At 69.9% G+C, this 17,353-nt stretch carries 16 protein-coding genes; 3 read left to right on the plus strand and 13 right to left on the minus strand.

Annotation, left to right across the window (positions count from 1 at the left end; translation table 11 throughout):
* Positions 1–126 (plus strand): IS3 family transposase (locus BLQ61_RS17735; protein ID WP_139182723.1); only part of this gene is annotated, 126 nt, incomplete at its 5' end.
* Positions 127–211: 85 nt separating this feature from the next.
* Here the strand turns inward: BLQ61_RS17735 and BLQ61_RS07710 are convergent.
* The 10 genes from BLQ61_RS07710 to BLQ61_RS07755 all read right to left on the minus strand — a co-directional run bounded on the left by BLQ61_RS07710 (position 212) and on the right by BLQ61_RS07755 (position 11,084).
* Complete coding sequence (locus tag BLQ61_RS07710; protein WP_091568674.1) at positions 212–664, minus strand: carboxymuconolactone decarboxylase family protein; 453 nt, start codon at positions 662–664, stop codon at positions 212–214.
* A complete protein-coding gene (locus BLQ61_RS07715) occupies positions 661–1,482 on the minus strand; it encodes a sugar phosphate isomerase/epimerase family protein (RefSeq protein WP_091568675.1) in 822 nt (273 codons plus the stop codon). The genes BLQ61_RS07710 and BLQ61_RS07715 overlap by 4 nt, the downstream gene beginning before the upstream one ends.
* A complete protein-coding gene (locus tag BLQ61_RS07720) occupies positions 1,479–2,525 on the minus strand; it encodes an NAD-dependent epimerase/dehydratase family protein (RefSeq protein WP_091568677.1) in 1,047 nt (348 codons plus the stop codon). The genes BLQ61_RS07715 and BLQ61_RS07720 overlap by 4 nt, the downstream gene beginning before the upstream one ends.
* Positions 2,522–3,505, minus strand: a complete 984-nt coding sequence (locus BLQ61_RS07725; RefSeq protein ID WP_245703911.1) for a Bug family tripartite tricarboxylate transporter substrate binding protein — start codon at positions 3,503–3,505, stop codon at positions 2,522–2,524. Before BLQ61_RS07725 ends, BLQ61_RS07720 begins: the two co-directional genes overlap by 4 nt.
* Before the next feature lie 38 nt (positions 3,506–3,543).
* The gene (locus BLQ61_RS07730) at positions 3,544–5,340 is read right to left on the minus strand and encodes a thiamine pyrophosphate-binding protein (protein WP_091568680.1); all 1,797 of its coding nucleotides are present in this window, start codon (positions 5,338–5,340) and stop codon (positions 3,544–3,546) included.
* Positions 5,341–5,358: 18 nt separating this feature from the next.
* Positions 5,359–6,243, minus strand: coding sequence for a succinate--CoA ligase subunit alpha (locus BLQ61_RS07735; RefSeq protein ID WP_175488244.1), 885 nt, complete (start codon positions 6,241–6,243; stop codon positions 5,359–5,361).
* A complete protein-coding gene (locus tag BLQ61_RS07740; protein ID WP_091568684.1) occupies positions 6,233–7,414 on the minus strand; it encodes an ATP-grasp domain-containing protein in 1,182 nt (393 codons plus the stop codon). Before BLQ61_RS07740 ends, BLQ61_RS07735 begins: the two co-directional genes overlap by 11 nt.
* A 16-nt stretch (positions 7,415–7,430) precedes the next feature.
* Positions 7,431–8,864: an aldehyde dehydrogenase family protein gene (locus BLQ61_RS07745; RefSeq protein WP_245703912.1), complete on the minus strand. Its 1,434-nt coding sequence runs from the start codon at positions 8,862–8,864 to the stop codon at positions 7,431–7,433.
* Positions 8,865–8,887: 23 nt separating this feature from the next.
* Entirely contained in the window at positions 8,888–10,051 is a 1,164-nt protein-coding gene (locus BLQ61_RS07750; RefSeq protein WP_091568687.1) for an acyl-CoA dehydrogenase family protein, read from the minus strand.
* A gap of 115 nt (positions 10,052–10,166) precedes the next feature.
* A complete protein-coding gene (locus tag BLQ61_RS07755) occupies positions 10,167–11,084 on the minus strand; it encodes a LysR substrate-binding domain-containing protein (RefSeq protein ID WP_091568689.1) in 918 nt (305 codons plus the stop codon).
* A gap of 228 nt (positions 11,085–11,312) precedes the next feature.
* Here BLQ61_RS07755 and gspF point away from each other — a divergent pair, with 228 nt between their 5' ends.
* Positions 11,313–12,542: a type II secretion system inner membrane protein GspF gene (gene gspF / locus BLQ61_RS07760; RefSeq protein ID WP_091568690.1), complete on the plus strand. Its 1,230-nt coding sequence runs from the start codon at positions 11,313–11,315 to the stop codon at positions 12,540–12,542.
* A gap of 270 nt (positions 12,543–12,812) precedes the next feature.
* Entirely contained in the window at positions 12,813–13,727 is a 915-nt protein-coding gene (locus tag BLQ61_RS07765; RefSeq protein ID WP_091569093.1) for a 5'-nucleotidase, read from the plus strand.
* 91 nt (positions 13,728–13,818) lie between these two features.
* Here the strand turns inward: BLQ61_RS07765 and BLQ61_RS07770 are convergent, their stop codons facing one another.
* The 3 genes from BLQ61_RS07770 to BLQ61_RS07780 form a co-directional block, all read right to left on the minus strand.
* On the minus strand, positions 13,819–14,280 hold the full coding sequence (locus BLQ61_RS07770; protein WP_091569095.1) for a hypothetical protein: 462 nt from the start codon (positions 14,278–14,280) through the stop codon (positions 13,819–13,821).
* A 198-nt stretch (positions 14,281–14,478) separates the two neighbouring features.
* Positions 14,479–14,964 carry a cyanophycin metabolism-associated DUF1854 family protein gene (locus tag BLQ61_RS07775; protein WP_091568692.1) on the minus strand — a complete coding sequence of 162 codons (486 nt, stop codon included), beginning with the start codon at positions 14,962–14,964 and terminating at the stop codon, positions 14,479–14,481.
* Between the two features lie 35 nt (positions 14,965–14,999).
* Positions 15,000–17,333: a cyanophycin metabolism-associated ABC transporter gene (locus tag BLQ61_RS07780; RefSeq protein ID WP_091568694.1), complete on the minus strand. Its 2,334-nt coding sequence runs from the start codon at positions 17,331–17,333 to the stop codon at positions 15,000–15,002.
* Positions 17,334–17,353: the final 20 nt, after the last annotated feature.

Consider the following 17,353-nt stretch of genomic DNA (forward strand, 5'->3'; position numbering starts at 1 on the left):
GACGAGGTCATCGACTGGGTACTCTGGTACAACCGGACCCGGCTGCACTCGACGCTGGCATACGTCAGCCCGGTGCGTTTCGAGCAAGACTGGCAAGCGGCTCAGGCCAAGCAAGCCAATTCGTGATCCCGCTATGGGGTACGGATTCCGGGGGCAAGGTCAGCCCTCACCCGGGGCTTACACGCTGCGGATGCGGCCGTACTAAACCTCTTCAAAATGAGGGCTCCACCGCCCCTATCGTACGGTAGACACCGCCCACCTCCTCCTGCAGCGCCGCATCGGGCGCGATACCCTCCTCACGCATCACCTTGCGCACGATGGCAAAGCAGGCCGCGCCCGTGGGGATGCCGCAGTAGTGGCCGATGTGCAGCAGCACCTCCCGCAGCTGGAGCTGGGGCACGCCGGTGCGCAGCAGCGCATTGCGCACGTGGCGCTCGAACTCCTCCATCTGCCCCGCCCCCGCCAGCATGGCCAGCGTGACCAGGCTCAGGGTCGGGCGGTCGATGACCTGGCGGGTCCAGGTGCCTGCCCAGCTCACGTTGGTGACGTACATGTTCCACGCGCGATCCATGGGGCTGCCCTGCCCCTGCAGCTTGTCCACGTGCGCATCGCCCAGGACGGCGCGGCGGCTCGCCGCGCCGGCGGGATCGAAATCTTGGGTCATCTTGAACTTCCTTTGTCGTCGAACCACGGCCGTATGCTGTCCCACGCCCTGCGCGCGACGGCCTCGGCAGGCTGCGCCAGGCTGGCGGCGTTGAACACCTCCACCACCACGTCGCCCGCGTAGCCCGTGCGCCGCAGGTCGGCGAAGAACGCTTCTAGCGGCATCGCGCCCTCGCCGGGCAGCAAGCGGTAGCTGCGACTGACCTCGACGGCCGGCATGCGCAGCGGAACTAGGTCGCACACCTCCACGAGGAACAGGCGCTCTGGCGCAATCTCGCCGGCCGCGACGCGGGTGTCGCCACGCACGAAGGCGTGGAACACGTCCAGCTGCAGCCCGAGCGCGGGGCTGTCCACCGCCTCCACAAGCTCCAGCGCACGCCACCAGTGGTTCACATGGGGCGCCCAGGCGATGGGCTCGTAGGCGATGCGCAGCCCGCGCGCTGCGGCCTCCCGGGCCAGCTCGCCCAGGTCGTCGATGAGGCAGGACGCATCGCCCCGCGCCGAGTCTTGCGAGTTCGCGGCCAGCGTGACCAGCGGAGCGCCGGCGAGATTCGCCAGGTCCATCATGCGGCGCGCGATGTCCAGCTTCCACGCCCTTTCGCCGGGCGGGCAGCCCTCAAAATGGCGGATGGCCTGCAGCGCGGTGACTGCCATGCCTTCGTCTTGCAGCCTGCGCAGGGCGATCTCGGGGCCTTCGAAGTGCTCGAACAGGTCGCGCGCCCACAGCTCCGTGGCCTGGAAGCCCGCCCGGCGCATGGCCTGCACCTTGGCGTCGAAATTTCCGCCCAGCGCGGCGGTGGAAAAAGCGATGCGATTCATGGGGCGGGAAGGATACGCAGGCGCCGGTAGGCCTGGATGATCTCCAGGATCATGGCCGGCGTATCCACCGTCTCGCCGAAGCCGTGCCGCCGCAGTTTTTCGAGCGACATGGTCTGTTCCCACGCCAGCGCCAGCGTGGCGTCCATGAAGTTCCAGTCCACCAGCGCCGGCAAGGCATTGGGCACCAGCGCATCGCGCTGGACGACCCGGCTCCAGAGAACGGCCAGGGGCGGCATGGTGTCGCGCAGCGCCTGCGGCCGGGGCGGAGCGGCTTCCATGCCGAAGGCCGCGGCAACCGCCGGCCACACCTGGCTCCACGAGAACACGTCGCCGTTGGCGACGTTGAAGTCCTCGTCGCGCGCCGCCGGATCGGCGGCGGCCCACAGCATGGCGCGGGCGAGCAGGTCGGCCGAGGTGTAGGTCAGCCGCGCATCGAAGGCCGCCTGCGAGCCGGGAAAGGCCAGCGGCAGGCCCTGCTCCTTCATGAGCTGGGCATAGACCGCCATGCCCAGCATGACGTTGCTGGGACTGTGCGTGGCCACCCCGCTCACGCAGTGCGGCCGCAGCGTCGACCAGTGCCAGGGCCGTCCCTGGGCGCGCTCGCGCACAAGGGCGTGCTGGTCGTAGTAGAAATGCGCAGCGCCGGGGACCGGGTCGCTCTCGCGCGCCGGCACCGGAAAGGGACCGGCCGTCGATCCGTACCATTTCAGGCCATGCACGAGCTGCACGTGCCGCAGCGAGGGCAGGTCCTGCAGCACGTCGAGCACCGCCTCCAGCACGCGGACGTTCGACTCCCGCTCGATCCGGTAGCCCTTCTGCAAGGTCCTGGCCAGGAAGAACACATGCGACACGCCCGCCACCTGGCCCGGCAGCGCCTGCACGGACGCCGGGTCGAGCAGGTCCAGGGCGATGGCGCGGTGGGTCGCGGGCGAGGCCCGGGGCGGCGTGCGCTGGGTCGCGGCGGTCTCCCACCCCGCGGCCGCGAGCGCCCGGACCAAGTGCCCGCCCACCAGCCCGGAGCCGCCGATCACGAGGGCTTTCATCCTTCCGCGCGCGCGCCGGCCTTCTTGACCACGGCCGCCCAGCGCTCGGTCTCGTCGCGCACGAACTGGCGGAACTGCCCCATGGGCATGCCGGAGGCGCGAGTGCCCAGCTCTTGGAACCGCCGCACGGTGTCGGGCTCCTGCAGGATGCGCTGAACCTGGGCGGACAGCTGCCGAAGCACGTCGCCCGGCGTGCCCTTGGGCGCGAAGAGGCCCTGCCACGAGGTGGCGACGAAGCCCGGCAGGGTTTCGGCGATGGTCGGGATGTCCGGCGTGTCCGGCCAGCGCTCCGCGGAGCTGATGCCCAGCGCGCGCACCTTCCCGGCGCGGGCCTGCGCCAGCGCCGTGGGCATGTTGTCGAACGCGAGCTGCACCTGCCCGGCGATCAGGTCGGCCATCATCTGGCTGCTGCCCTTGTAGGGCACGTGGAGCATGGACGTGCCCGTGGTCATCTTGAACAGCTCCGCCAGGACGTGCGTCGACGTGCCCACGCCCGTGGAGCCGTAGCTCAGCTTGTCGGGATGGCTCTTGAGGTACTGCACCAGCTCCGCCACGGTCTTGACCGGAACGCTGGGGTGCACCACCAGCATGTTCGGCCCCGCAGCTACCAGCGAGATGGGCTCGAAGTCGCGCAGGTTGTCGTAGCGCAGGTTCGGGTAGACCGAGGCGTTGATGGCGTGCGAGCTCACCGTCCCCATGATGAGGGTGTACCCGTCGGGCGCCGCCTTGGCCACGTATTCCGCGCCAACGCCGCCGCCCGCGCCCAGCTTGTTCTCCACCACCACGGGCGCCTTCCACGCCTCCGAGAGCTTCTGGGCCACGTAGCGCGCCACCACGTCGGTCACGCCTCCCGCGCTCAGCGGCACGACGATGGTGACGGCGCGCGAAGGGTAGCTGCCTTGCGCGAGCGACAGGGCGGGCACGCCCCCTGCCATCGCGATGCCGCAACCGATAAACTGTCTCCTGTTAAATGTGCTCATGTTTGTCTCCATGGTTGTGTAGCGAAGAAACGTGGAAATCAGCCCCGGTGCAGCGGATTGGGGTCGAAGCTCGGGCGCGGCCCCGCGATGGGCGGCATGTCCCAGGCGCCCGCCGTGAGCCGCGGCGCGTCAGCGTTGACGCGCACGTCCAGCACTGTGGGCCGGTTCGACCGGATCGCGCGCTCCAGCTGTCCGGCGAGGTCGGCGGCACGCTCCACGCGCAGGCCTTGCGCGCCCATGGCCTGGGCCAGCAGCGCGTAGTCGGTACTGTGCAGCGCGCCCTCCACGCCGTTGTCGCGAAAGCGTGTGGCGAATTCGCGGTCCTGCCCGTAGAAGCCCTTCTGCAGATCGCGGATGGAGACGTAGCCGCTGTTGTTCCACACCACCCAGACGATGGGCAGGCGGTATTCGACGGCGGTGGCCACGGCGCTGGCGTGCATGAGCATGCCCCCGTCCCCCACCACCGCGACGATGGGCCTGTCCTGCGCGGCCAACTGGGCCCCTATGGCGCCGCCGACCCCGAAGCCCATCGTGGCCGAACCGCCCGACTGCAGGAACAGCCCGCCCTCGCGCACGGGCCACTGCTGCACCATCCAGCTGTGGTGCTGGCCGATATCGGAGAGCACGACCGCCTCGCGCGGCGTCACGGCGGCGATGTCCGCCACCACCCGGCCCGGGTGCAGCGGCGCCTCGTCGCTGCGCTGGCCGGGAGCCAGCGCGTCCCGCCAGAGCGATCGCCAGTGCGCAGTCGTGGTGACCCAGCCGGCACGCCGCTGCGGGTGCAGATCCGCATGGCGCTGCGCTTCCTGCGCCAACTGCTCCAGGAAGGTGCCGGCATCGGCCAGCACGCCCAGTTCGGTGGCGTAGTTGCGCGCCAGCGCGGACGGATCAATGTCCACGTGGATGATGCGCGTACCCACGCTGTGCGTGACACCATCGGCCCAACTGCTCGTGCCCCGGTCGCCAAACCGTGTGCCCAGAGCCAGCAGTACGTCGCAGCCGCGGGTGGCGCGGTTGCCGGGATAGCCGCCGTCGCGCCCCGTGGGCCCGAGGTACAGCGGATCCTGGTCGTCCAGCACGCTCTTGCCCTGCGGCGTGGTGGCCACGGGAATGCCCAGCACCCGGCTGGCGCGGGCCAGCGCCTGGGCGGCATCGCCGACGAGGCAGCCGTGGCCGGCCAGGATCAGCGGGCGCTCGGCTTCCAGCAGCATCGACAGCGCCCGCTCCACGGCCTGCGCCGGCGCGGCACTGCGCCAGTCCACGCCCTTGCGCCACACCTCGGGGGACTCGATGCCCGCCTCCACGCGCTCCTCGAACACGTTGAAGGGAACGTCCAAGTGCACCGGCCCTGGCCGGCCGGCCACCATGGCGGTGCAGGCCTGGCGCATGAGGCCGGGCAGCATGTCCGCTCGGGGCGCCTGGAAGCTGCGCTTCACATAGGGACGCATGGCGGTGACGAAGTCCGCTTGGTGGTGGTGCCCCAGCTCCTGAAACGGCCCTTTGTTGAACTGCTGGGTGGGCACGTTGCCCGTGATCGCGAGCAGCGCGGAGGAATCGAACATCGCGTTGGCGATGGCCATCTGGATGTTGATCGAGCCCGGGCCGCAGGACGTGAACGTGGCGGCGGGCTGGCGCGCCACCCGGTAATAAGCATCCGCCGCGAACCCGGCGATCTGCTCGTTATGCACCGACACCGTCCGGATGCGGTCGCGGCGATCCAGCGCCGCATCCATCAGGCCCACGATGCCGTGGCCGCACAGGCCGAAGAGGTAGGGGACTTTCTCGGCGATCAGGTGGTCGACGATGATTTCCGCGCCTCGCAGGGATTGGGTCATGGGAGTCCTTCTTGTGCTTCAGTGGTGAGAACCGGGGCCTGGCGCGGCCGGCAGGGCCTCCACCAGCGCCTCGATGGTGTCGAAGACCTGGGCGCCCGCGGCGCGCAGTGCCCGCTGCTTGGAGGCCAGCGTGCCCCGCTCGCCCAGCACCAGCGCGCCGGCGTGGCCCATCGTCACGCCCTCCTTGGCCTGCGCGCCGGCGATCAGGGCGAACACGGGCTTGGGGCAGCGCAGCGCGGCCCAGGCCTCGGCGAATTCCTCTTCCTCGTCCCCGCCGATCTCGCCGACCAGCAGCAGGGCCTGCGTGGGCGCATGGCGCGCGAAGCCTTGCGCGAGATCCGCGAACCGCAGCCCTTTGACCGGGTCGCCGCCCACGCCGATCCAGGCGCTCTGGCCCAGCCCGCGCTGCACCATGCGCCGTCCGACTTCGTACGACAACGTCCCGCTCTTGGACATCACCCCTACCGCGCCGGGCGCCAGCGAGATATCGGGCAGGAAGCCCAGTTTCACTTGGCCCGGAATGCACAGCCCCGGCGTGGAGGCGCCGACCCATTCCACGCCGGCCTCGCGGGTGAGCGCGCGGATGCGCAGCGCATCGTGCACCTCGATGCCTTCCGCCACCGTCACCACCACCTTCATGCCGGCATGGACGGCCTGCGCCACGGCCTGCAAGGTGGACTGCGGCGGCACCAGGGCGATGCTGACCCGCGCGCCCGTAGCGCGCGCGGCCTCGGCACAGTCCTCGAAGACGGGAAACGCCTGGGGCTCCCCGGCGCGCATGCGCCCGGTGCCCCCGACGATGCGGGTGCCGTAGCGCTGCATCAGCGCCGCGTGCTTCTGCCCCATGCGCCCGGTGATGCCCTGCACCAGCACGGGTGTGGCGCGGTCCAGTTCAAACAGCATGGAAGGCCCCCTGTTCCTTGGTACACGAGGCCTTGCCCAGCAGGCGGCCCACGCGCGCGATGGCTTGCTGCAGGTCGGGCTCGAAGACGATGGGCAGTTCCGGATGGCGCGCGATGATCGCCCTGGCCTGCGCCTCCCCGTTGCCCACCAGGCGAGCCACGATCGGCCAGCGGCACTCCGGCCGGGCCTGCAGCGCATCCACCAGCAGCTGCGTGAACTCCGACAGGTCCGTGATGCCGGCGAAGATGTTGACCAGCACCACCTGCACGTCCGGCGCCGCGGCCAGCCAGTCGAAGATCCGCAGCAGGCGTTCGGGGCTGCCGCGCATCTGGCCGGTGCGCATGTCGCAGAAGTTGAACGGCGCGATGCCCTGGCCCACCAGTTCGTCGATGAGCATCATGGACAGGCCCGCGCCCGTGGTGACCAAGCCCACGCGGCCGGCCGGATCGATTTCGACGAAATCGAAATCCTCGGAGAGCTTGCGCCAGGCATCGGGGTACAGGTCCCGCTGCTCGGCCAGGATCGCCCGCACCGGAGAAGCCGCATCGACGGCATTCATGTCGACCACCACCTTCGCGTCGCCCGCGACGAAGCGCCCATCCTCCTGCGCGAACAGTGGATTGATTTCGGCCAGCATGAGCCGGTGGGCGAGGAACATCGCGACCAGGCGCTCCCCCACCTCCTGCAGCCCGGCGCGCAGCGCGGGAGCGGCCTGCGCGCTCATGCGCTGCACGGCGCCGCGCAGGGTCGCCTCGTCCAGCGGCAGGAGTTCGTTGAAGCCCTGGCCCTGCGCCGCATGGGCCTCGATGTCTACGCCGCCCTGCGGGCTGTGGATCAGGCGGATGCCACCCGCGCTCGCATCCACCATGAGCGCCAGGTAGTGCTCCGAGCCGGCGCACGGCTCCTCGACCAGTACGTCCCTGGTCTGGCATCCCTTGATGCGCAGGCCGAACAATGCGTCCAGCACGGCGGGCAGCGCGGCGCCGTCTTCCACGCGCTGGACGCCGCCGGCCTTGCCGCGGCCACCGACGGGCACCTGGGCCTTGGCAATCCAGGGCCCATGGCCGGGCAGCGCGGGCACTGCCTGCGATTCACGGACGCGAACCCCGCGCGGCACGGCGATGCCGGCCTCGCGGAACAACCGCTTTCCATCCGCTTCAAGCAACAACATGTCGTTCCCTTGCCTCTCAAACGTTGAAGACGACGAACCGCTCTTCGGTCATGTCCTGGATGGCGAAGCGCGGCCCTTCCCTGCCGATCCCGCTGGCCTTGACGCCGCCGTAGGGCGCCTGGTCCGAGCGCCAGGTGGAGGTTCCGTTGACGATCACCGCACCCATGCGCAGCGTGCGCACCGCCTGCATGGCCAGCGGCAGCGACTGGGTGTAGATGCCCGCCTGCAGGCCGAACGGCCCGGCGTTGACGAGGTCGAACACCTGCCGCACATCGTCGAAGGGCGCCAGCAGCACGACCGGGCCGAACACCTCGCCCTGCATGGCCTCGCAGTGCCACGGCACGTCGGCCAGCACGGTGGGATGCACCAGGGCGCCCGCGTGGCTTCCTCCGCACACCCGCTTGGCGCCGGCGGCCACGGCACCGTCGATCAGCCCCTGTATCCGCCGCGCGGCGTGCGCCGAGATCACCGGGCCCACTTCGGTGCGCTCGTCCAGCGGATCGCCTACGCGCAGCGCCTGCACGATCTCGGCGACGCGGGCCGTGAACGCCTCGTAGAGCGAACGGTGGACCAGCACGTTCTGCACGGAGATGCAGCTCTGGCCCGCCAGCCGCATGCTGTTGCGCGCGCAGGCCTGCGCGGCCTCCTCCAGCGGTGCATCGGCGGCGACCACCGTGAAGCCGTTGCCGCCCAGCTCCAGCGCCACGCGCTTGAGGCCGCTCGTGGCCTTCACCCGTTCCCCGATGCGGCTCGATCCCGTGAACGAGACGAAGTCCACCTGCGGCGCAGCCACCAGCCGTGCGGCGGCCCGGTCGCCCTGCACCACCTGCAGCCAGCCTGCGGGAATGCCGGCCTCCAGCAGCACCTCGGCCAGCCGGCAAATGGTCAGCGCGGACTGCGGCGAGGGCTTGAGCACGACCGCGTTGCCCGCGGCCCATGCCGGTCCCAGCTTGTGGGCCGTCAGGTTGACCGGCGCGTTGAAGGGGGTGATGGCTGCCACCACGCCCACGGGAAAGCGCAGGCTCACGCCCAGCTTGCCCGCCCCGATGGCGCTGGAATCCATGGGAATCTGCGCACCCTCGATGCGCACCGCCTCCTGTGCGGACAGCTCGAAGGTCTCGGCGCTGCGCAGGACTTCGGTCAGCCCGTCGGCCACGGGCTTGCCGGTTTCGATCGCCATGGTCCGCGCGATCGACGCGCTGTGCCGCCGGATGCCTTGCGCCGCCTGGCGCAGCAGCACGGCCCTGTCGCGCGCGGGCATGGCGGCGATGGCGGCCTTGGCTGCGTTGGCAGCGGCAAGCGCACGGTCCAGCAGTTCGTCGCTGCATTCGCAGACCGAGAAATCGCTGCGCCCGGTGAAGGGGTTGCAGGCGGGCACCCGTTCGGGCGTCTCGATCCACTGGCCGTCGATCAGCAGCGGGACATGCTGCGGCAGGGTGTCTGTGTGCATGGAGTCCTCGAACATGGCGCGGCTCAGGCCGCCAGCGCCAGGATGCCGTCGGGCGAGTCGCCGTCCTTGACCAGGCGGCGCCCGATCAGGTCCTTGAGCGTTTCGGTGGCCCCGCCGCCCAGGGTGCCGTAGCGCGCGCCCCGGAACAGGCGCGAGACCAGGTATTCGTCCGTGAAGCCGTACCCGCCGTGCACCTGGATGGCTTCGCTGGTAACGCGGATCGCCACCTCGTTGCAGGTGATCTTGGCCACGGCGCTCTGGAACGGGTCGGGGAAGGGGTTGGCCGAGGCGCAGGCCTTGTACAGCAGGCCGCGCGCGCCTTCGATGTCGCGGTACATGTCCGCGAGCTTCCAGCGGATGCCCTGCGAATCGGAGATGGGGCCGCCGAAGATGGAGCGCTCCTTGACGTACTTGATGGATTCGTCGAACGCCCCCTCGGCCAGTCCAAGAGAGATGCTCGGGTTCAGGCAGCGCTGCGTGTTGAACGCGGTCAGCAGCTTCTTGAAGCCGTCCTCGCGAATGACGAGGTTCTCCAGCGGCAGCTCGCAGTCGTTGAACTGCACCTCGTGGAGGTTCTCCCCGCCCAGCGTGTGGTAGGTGCCAGTGACGGCCAGCCCCGGCGTTCCGGCCTCGACCAGCACGCAGCCGATGCCCTCGCGCCCCGGTTGGCCGTTGATGCGCGTGAAAACCACGAACACGCCGGCCTCGGGTGCGCGGCTGATCAGCGTCTTGGTGCCGTTGAGTGCCAGGCGGTCGCCCTTCACAACCGTGTTGGTCCGGTAGTTGGCGACATCGGTGCCCGCATGCGGCTCCGTCATGCACACGGCCAGAATGCATTCGCCGGTGCACACCTTGGGCAGGATGCGCTCGCGCATCTCCTTGGGCGCATAGGTGGAGATCACGCGCGTCTGCACGCCCGCCTCGCCCAGCACCGCCATCGCGGTGACATAGCAGGTCTTGGCGATCTCCTCCAGAATCAGGGCCGTGTCGAACACCGGCAGGCCCAGCCCCCCGTACTCTTCCGGAACCGCCATGCCCAGCACACCGATGTGCGCCAGTTCGCGGATGTTGTCCCAGGGAAAGCTGCCGTCCAGGTACTGCAGGCCCCGGGTCTTGAATTTGCCCTGGGCCAGGTCTCGCACCGAGGCGATCATGAGCTTGCGTTGTTCGTTCAGGTGAAAGTCCACGTAGGTTCCTTTGCTTCTTGTGGAGCGCATCCGCCGCAGGGATGGCGATGCCGTTGGAACCGCAGTCTGCGCCGCGCGGCGCGGACTTTCAAACGAGAATATGTACCTTGAAGGCTTACTTTTGGTAAGCCTGCTCAGGGTCTGGAACAACCATCTCCAGCCATGCGAAGAAGGCATCCACCTTCGACTTTTCCGCGCCCTCGTCGCGTGCCAGGGCGTAGTAGCCGAGCTCCCGGCCGAGCACCACGTCCGACACGGCGACCAGGCTGCTCGCGGCCAGTTCTTCCTCGACGTAGCGGCGCTGCACCAGCGCGACGCCCAGCCCCCGGCGCGCGAACTCCAGCACCACGGCCATGTCCTCGAACGACTGCAGGCGCTGCTGCGGCATGGGAACGCCGGCCTGCGCGAACCAGTCGTGCCAGTCCTGTCGGCGCGCCTCCAGCGACAGCAGGGGCCATCCGGCGATGGCCGCGGGGTCGGCGGCCGCGGTGCCCGCACACTGGCGCGCGCGCAGGTCCGGGCTGCAGACGGGCACCAGTTCGTCGCGGAACAGCAGCAGCGCCCGGTGGCCGGGCCAATGCGGGCCGCCGTAGCGGATCACGATGTCGGCCTGCCCGCCGCTGCCCGCGGCAGGCGCGAAGGAACCGCCGGAGAGCCGCACCTTGATGTGGGGGTGCGCCGCTTGGAAGTCCGGCAGCCTGGGCACAAGCCACTTCACCAGGAACGTGGTGTAGCCGCGGATGGTCAGGATGCTGGAGGTGTGCCGCGTGCGGAATTCATCGGTCAGCGAAGCGATTTGCCGGAACGCCTTGCCCAGGCCCTTCGCGTAGTCCATGGCCTCTGGCGTGAGGCTGATGCCACTGGGCTCGCGCCGGAAGAACTCCACCCCGAAATAGTCCTCGAGCAGCTTGACCTGCCGGCTGATGGCCGCAGGCGTGACAGACAGCTCCTGCGCGGCACGTGCGAAACTGTTGTGGCGCGCCGCGGCTTCGAAGGAGCGCAATGGGTTGAGTGGGGGAATTTTCCGGGCCATGGATGAACTGCCCCGAATATCAGCAAGGCCGCCTATCTGAGTCAGTCCAATATGTTCTGCTGCTCACGAGGGGGATGGTAGTCGGTCTTGAGTACAACCGATGGCTCAACTCGTGCCATGAAAATTTCGGCATGCAGGATAGTGCTTGCAAGCTATACAGTTTGAGGCGCTTAGCAACTACCATCGCAGGCTTGCCCCTCCATGCCGACCCACAGCCCCGTCTAACGCATGCCCGCCTTTTCCTTTGAGGCCCTGGACGCCGAAGGCCGCGTGCGCCGCGGCACGCTGGACGCCGACAGCCCCAAGGCGGCGCGCGGGCTGCTGCGCGCCCAGGCGCTGGTGCCGCTGGACGTGCAGGCCCTGGCCGGCGATGCGGCGGACGGCAGCGCGCCCGGCCTGGGGCAGCGCCTGTTCACGCGCCCGGTGTTCAACGCCACCGCGCTGGCGGTGTGGACGCGCCAACTGGCCGGCCTGGTGGCCGCCGGCCTGCCGCTGGAGCGCGCGCTGACCGCGCTGGCCGAGGAGGCCGAATCCGAGCCGCAGCGCCACCTGGTCGCCGCGCTGCGCGCCGAGGTCAACGCCGGCGCGCCGTTTGCCCGGGCGCTGGCGCTGCACCCGCGCGAGTTCTCGCCGATCTACTGCGCGGTGATCGGCGCGGGCGAGGCCAGCGGCGCCCTGGGCGAGGTGCTGGAGCGCCTGGCCGATGACCTGGAGGCGCGCCAGCAGCTGCGCGCCAAGCTGGTCGGCGCGGCGCTGTACCCGGCCATCGTCACGCTGGTGGCGATCGTCATCGTGCTGTTCCTGGTGGGCTACGTGGTGCCGCAGGTGGCGGGCGTATTCGCGGGCAGCAAGCGCGCCCTGCCGTTTCTCACGGTGGCCATGCTGGCCATCAGCGACTTTGTGCGCAGCTACGGCTGGGCGCTGCTGGGCGCTCTGGTTTTGATCGCTGCAGGCCTGCGCATGGCCCTGGCCCGGCCGGCTTTTCGTGAGAAGTTCGACGGCTGGTGGCTGCGCCTGCCGCTGGTCGGGCGGCTGGCGCGCGGCTACAACGCGGCGCGCTTCGCCAGCACCCTGGCGATGCTGGCGGGTGCCGGCGTGCCCATCCTGCGCGCACTGCAGGCCGCGGCCGAGACGCTGAACAACCGCGCGCTGCGCGCCGACGCGCTGCATGCCCTGGCGCTGGTGCGCGAGGGCGCGCCGCTGGCCTCGGCGCTGGCGCAGAAGAAACGCTTTCCCGGCCTGCTGTCGATGTTCGCGCGCCTGGGCGAGCAGACCGGCCGGCTGCCGCAGATGCTCGAGCGCGCCGCCGGCCAGCTGGGCACCGAGGTGCAGCGCCGCGCGCTGCAGCTGGCGACCATCCTGGAGCCGCTGCTGATCGTCGCCATGGGGCTGGTGGTGATGCTGATCGTGCTGGCGGTGCTGATGCCGATCATTCAGCTGAATCAGTTCGTCAGGTGAGAGAACGCCCCCCTGAGATGCGGCCCTCGGTGCAGCCGCCAGAGGCGGCAGCTCTTCGGGCCCGTCCAGGCCTGCGCAGGCAGGCCCGGAGCCGCGGCCCTCAGCCCCCGCTCTCACAGCGCTGTGGGCAGGGGGCGCTAGCGCAGCACGGCGGGGCGGCCCTTGCGCGGCTGCCGCTGGTCTGGGGCGCGAGAGAACTGGAGTGGCGCCCATTTTGAGCCGTTGTTTAACGGCACGCTGCCGCGCACCATCCCTTTCACGAAAGACACCATGGCCACCACCCTGACCGACAAGCTGGTCGTCGCCATCTCCTCGCGCGCGCTGTTCGACCTGGAGGAGGAGAACCGGCTGTTCGAGGCCGGGGACGAGCAGGCCTACATGCGCCGGCAGCTGGAGCTGGTGCACCAGCCCGCGCGGCCGGGCATTGCGTTCGCGCTGGTGCGCAAGCTGCTGGCGTTCAACACGGTGCAGGCGCAGCGCGTGGAGGTGGTCATGCTCTCGCGCAACGACCCGGCCAGCGGCATGCGCGTGTTCGCCTCGGCGCAGGCCGCGGGCATGCGCATCGAGCGCGGCGTGTTCACGCGCGGGCGCAACCCGTTTTCCTACCTGCGCCCGCTGGGCGCGCACCTGTTCCTGTCGGCCAACGAGGCGGACGTGCGCGAGGCCCTGTCCATCGGTTTTCCCGCCGCGCGGGTGATGGTGGACGCCACCCCGGCGGGCGACCGCTACCCTGGCGAGGTGCGCATCGCCTTCGACGGCGACGCGGTGCTGTTTTCCGACGAGGCCGAGCGGGTCTACCAGGCCAGTGGCCTGCCGGCGTTCGTGCAGCACGAGGTCTCGCACGCCGCCACGCCGCTGGCGGACGGGCCGTTCAAGCCGCTGCTGGCCGCGCTGCACCGGCTGCAGCAGCAGGCCGACGCTTCCCAAATGCGCATCCGCACCGCGCTGGTGACGGCGCGCAGCGCGCCGGCGCACGAGCGCGCCATCCGCACGCTGCTGGACTGGGGCATCACCGTGGACGAGGCGATGTTCCTGGGCGGGCTGGACAAAGGCCCGTTCCTGCGCGAGTTCGAGCCGGATTTCTTCTTCGACGACCAGAGCGGCCACGTCAGCTCGGCCGCGCGGCACGTGCCTGCCGGGCATGTCAGCGCGGGCGTGGCGAACGCGCTGGCGCCGGGCGGCTGACCCGGGCCGCCAGTTCGGCATGAAAAAGCGCCCTTGTCCTTATGGAACAAGGGAACGCAGCTATTTTTTGTATAGCGCAGGCGAGGCGGGGTCAGCCCCCTCCGCTGCGTTTGATCTTGGGGTCGGCGTAGGTCAGCGGCTCGTCGTTCTTCACCTGCTGCGCCAGGCGCTCGGTCAGGGTGGTCTTGTTGATCTCCTGCGCCAGCTCCACGGCGCTGCCGCTGGCGCGCCACATGGACTGGATAAACTCCAGCAGTTCCTTGTACAGCGGCGGGTCGCGCGGTGGCGGCTCGGGCTCCTGGGGCTGCTCCTTCTGCGGCTCGGCCAGGGTCCAGTCGCGGTGCTCGTTGTCGGGGTCGCGCACGCGCCCCAGGTCGGGCACGGCCGACTCGCGCAGGCTCAGGCCCTCGCCCAGGCGGTCGGTGGATTCCACCGGGTTGGCTGCCTGCACCGGCCGCACCGGCACCGCGCCGCCCGCGCCCGTGGAGTACAGATCGGCCGCCGGGGCGGGACGCCAGGCAGGGGTCGATCGGTCAACAGGTGGCAATTGCATGGTCAGGGCCCTCCGGTGCAGCAATGCGGACACGCCGGCCGCAGCCAGCGCATCGTCGTACATCCATTACGGCAAAAAGAAGGGTGAATTGAGGCCTTTTTGAGCGACTGGGCCAAAATCAGGGTTTACCCTTAGAAAATGGCGCAGCCTGATCCAGCCCATTCCGGGCGCCCGCCCACACCCAGCGCCGCCCGGCTGCTACAAAAAGCGCTCCAGCAGCTTGCGCGAGGCGCGGTCTAGCGCGCCGCTGTCGGGCACGCGAAACTGCAGCCCGCCGCTGGCGGTGATGAGCAGGTGCGTGCGCCCGGCCAGGCGGCGGATGTCCTCCTCGCCCTTGAGCACCAGCTCGAACGGGCCGCGGTCGGTCTCGACCTGCCAGGTGCTGGGTGTGGAAAAACTCGACACCGCCACCAGCCGGGTGATGGTGGGCACGAATTCGCGCGCCGCCAGCTCGTCCTCGATTAGCGCGCGCAGCGCAGGCGGCACCTGGTCCAGGCGCGGAATCCAGGCGACCTCGTAGCCCTCCTGGCCGACCAGTGACACGCCCTCCAGCGGCGCGGCCACGGGAAAGGCGCGCACCGGGGTGACGCCCTGGTGCTCGACGCCGCCGGGCAGGTGCAGCACCAACCGACCGTGCGGATCGCGGGTCAGGGACAGGTCATCGGCGGGTGGCGGCATGGACATGGCGGGGGATGGGGCTGAAGGAGTGGGCAGGCGGCTCACGTCACCACCTGACCGGCGGGGTGGGAAGGATGGCGCAGGGTGCTGTCCAGCACCGGGGGGCTGCTGCCCACGTCACCCTCGTCGCGGCGCGCCTGCGCTTCGTACAGGCGCCAGTAGGCACCCTGTTTTTCCATCAATTCGTCGTGCGGGCCGACCTCGACGATCTCGCCGCGGTCCAGCACCACCAGCCGGTCGGCCTTGCGCAGCGTGGACAGGCGGTGGGCGATGGCGATGGTGGTGCGGCCCTTGACCAGGTTGTCCAGGGCCTTCTGGATTTCCTGCTCGGTCTCGGTGTCCACCGCCGAGGTGGCCTCGTCCAGGATCAGGATGCGCGGGTCGATCAGCAGCGCCCGGGCGATCGAGATGCGCTGGCGCTCGCCGCCCGACAGGCTCTGGCCGCGCTCGCCCACCAGGCTGTCGTAGCCGTGCGGCAGGCGCAGGATGAAGTCGTGCGCGTGCGCGGCGCGCGCGGCGGCGACGATTTCCTCGCGCGTGGCGTCCGGCTTGCCATAGGCGATGTTCTCGGCCACGGTGCCGAAGAACAGGAACGGCTCCTGCAGCACCAGGCCGATGTGGCTGCGGTAGTCGGCCACCGCCATGCGGCGCACGTCCACCCCGTCCACCAGGATGGCGCCATGCGTCACGTCGTAGAAGCGGCAGATCAGGTTCACTAGCGTGCTCTTGCCTGAACCGCTGTGTCCCACCAGGCCGATCATCTCGCCCGGGCGAATGGACAGGCGCACGTCCTTCAGGATCATGCGGCTGCTGGCGCGCAGGCCCACGCCGCGCAGCTCGATGGCGCCCTGCACCCGCTCCACACGCACCGGCTGCGCGGGGTCGGGCACGTTGCTGACGTGGTCCAGGATGTCGAAGATGCGCTTGGCGCCGGCCGCGGCCTTTTGCGTGACCGAGACGATGCGGCTCATCGAATCCAGCCGAGTGTAGAAGCGCCCGATGTAGGCGATGAACGCCGCCAGCACGCCCACCGTGATCTGGTTGTGCGCCACCAGCCAGATGCCGAAGCCCCACACCACCAGCAGGCCGATCTCGGTCATCAGCGACACCGTGGGCGAGAACAGGCTCCAGGTCTTGTTCAGGCGGTCATTGACTTCCAGGTTGTGCTGGTTGGCGGCGCGAAATCGCTCGGCCTCGCGCCGCTCCTGCGCGAAGGCCTTGACCACGCGGATGCCGGGGATGGTGTCGGCCAGCACGTTGGTCACCTCGCTCCAGACGCGGTCGATGCGCTCGAAGCCGGTGCGCAGCTTGTCGCGCACGGTGTGGATCAGCCAAGCGATGAAGGGCAGCGGCACCAGCGTCACCAGCGCCAGCCAGGGGTTGATGGAAAACAGGATCGCCGCCGTCATGGCAATCATCAGCACGTCGGTGATGAAGTCCAGCGCGTTGAGCGACAGGAAGACGTTGATGCGGTCGGTCTCCGAGCCGATGCGCGCCATCAGGTCCCCGGTGCGCTTGCTGCCGAAGTAGTCCAGCGACAAACGCATCAGATGCTGGTAGGTGGTGGTGCGCAGGTCGGCGCCGATGCGCTCGGACACCAGCGCCAGCACGTAGGTGCGCGCCCACCCGAGGCCCCAGGCCAGCAGCGCCGCCAGCAACAGTCCGCCCAGGTACAGCGCCACGCGCTCCACCGGGATCTGCTGGCCGCTCTGGTAGGGGATCAATATCTCGTCCATGAGCGGGATGGTCATGTACGGCGGCACCAGCGATGCGGCCGTGGAGGCCAGCGTCAGGCCAAAGCCCAGGCCCAGCTGGCGCTTGTACGGCCGGGCGAAGCGCCACAGGCGCAGCAGCACCCAGGTGGAGGTCTGCGGCGGCTGCTGGCGCGCGCAGGTCGGGCATTCGTCGGTGCCGGGCGGCAGGGGCGACTGGCAAGCGGCGCAGCGCGGCACGTCTTCGTCCGCCGCGGGCAGGGAGGGTGGCGCGTCCAGCTGCTGCAGCCTGCGCTCGAAGGCCTGCTGGAAGGCCACTGCCTGCGGCTGGCGCGTCAGCGTGAAGCGCCACAGCGCCAGGCGCTGCGCGGCGTCGTGCAGCTGCAGCGTGCCCACGCCGGCGTGCTCGTGCAGGCGCAGCTCCAGGCCGGGGTGCAGCGGCCATTCCTGCAGCGCCGGCGCGGCCTGGGCATCGCCGGCGCTGCATGCCAGCAGGCGCCGCCCGGTCAACACCAGCAGGCCGGGGGCGAACTGCAGCGCGGCACTGAGGTCAACCTCGAACACGGCCACGGCGTTCTCGCCAGGCGCGAGCGCTGCCAGCGCCGGCTGCGCCAGGGGTGTGGCCAGCAGGCTGGCGTCGTGCGGGAAGGAAAGTGGTTGCATGAACTGGTGGTGATTCCTGG

Origin of the sequence: Oryzisolibacter propanilivorax (assembly GCF_900103645.1) — a bacterium.
In the GTDB taxonomy this organism is placed as follows: domain Bacteria; phylum Pseudomonadota; class Gammaproteobacteria; order Burkholderiales; family Burkholderiaceae_C; genus Melaminivora; species Melaminivora propanilivorax.

What these genes read in the sequence shown, in the direction of transcription:
- BLQ61_RS07745 (WP_245703912.1), bottom strand. Translation starts at nt 8,864, where the DNA reads ATGCACACAGACACCCTGCCGCAGCATGTCCCGCTGCTGATCGACGGC.
- BLQ61_RS07740 (WP_091568684.1), bottom strand. Translation starts at nt 7,414, where the DNA reads ATGTTGTTGCTTGAAGCGGATGGAAAGCGGTTGTTCCGCGAGGCCGGC.
- BLQ61_RS07730 (WP_091568680.1), bottom strand. Translation starts at nt 5,340, where the DNA reads ATGACCCAATCCCTGCGAGGCGCGGAAATCATCGTCGACCACCTGATC.
- BLQ61_RS07720 (WP_091568677.1), bottom strand. Translation starts at nt 2,525, where the DNA reads ATGAAAGCCCTCGTGATCGGCGGCTCCGGGCTGGTGGGCGGGCACTTG.
- gspF (WP_091568690.1), top strand. Translation starts at nt 11,313, where the DNA reads ATGCCCGCCTTTTCCTTTGAGGCCCTGGACGCCGAAGGCCGCGTGCGC.
- BLQ61_RS07780 (WP_091568694.1), bottom strand. Translation starts at nt 17,333, where the DNA reads ATGCAACCACTTTCCTTCCCGCACGACGCCAGCCTGCTGGCCACACCC.
- BLQ61_RS07715 (WP_091568675.1), bottom strand. Translation starts at nt 1,482, where the DNA reads ATGAATCGCATCGCTTTTTCCACCGCCGCGCTGGGCGGAAATTTCGAC.
- BLQ61_RS07735 (WP_175488244.1), bottom strand. Translation starts at nt 6,243, where the DNA reads ATGCTGTTTGAACTGGACCGCGCCACACCCGTGCTGGTGCAGGGCATC.
- BLQ61_RS07725 (WP_245703911.1), bottom strand. Translation starts at nt 3,505, where the DNA reads ATGAGCACATTTAACAGGAGACAGTTTATCGGTTGCGGCATCGCGATG.
- BLQ61_RS07765 (WP_091569093.1), top strand. Translation starts at nt 12,813, where the DNA reads ATGGCCACCACCCTGACCGACAAGCTGGTCGTCGCCATCTCCTCGCGC.
- BLQ61_RS07770 (WP_091569095.1), bottom strand. Translation starts at nt 14,280, where the DNA reads ATGCAATTGCCACCTGTTGACCGATCGACCCCTGCCTGGCGTCCCGCC.
- BLQ61_RS07710 (WP_091568674.1), bottom strand. Translation starts at nt 664, where the DNA reads ATGACCCAAGATTTCGATCCCGCCGGCGCGGCGAGCCGCCGCGCCGTC.
- BLQ61_RS07755 (WP_091568689.1), bottom strand. Translation starts at nt 11,084, where the DNA reads ATGGCCCGGAAAATTCCCCCACTCAACCCATTGCGCTCCTTCGAAGCC.
- BLQ61_RS07775 (WP_091568692.1), bottom strand. Translation starts at nt 14,964, where the DNA reads ATGTCCATGCCGCCACCCGCCGATGACCTGTCCCTGACCCGCGATCCG.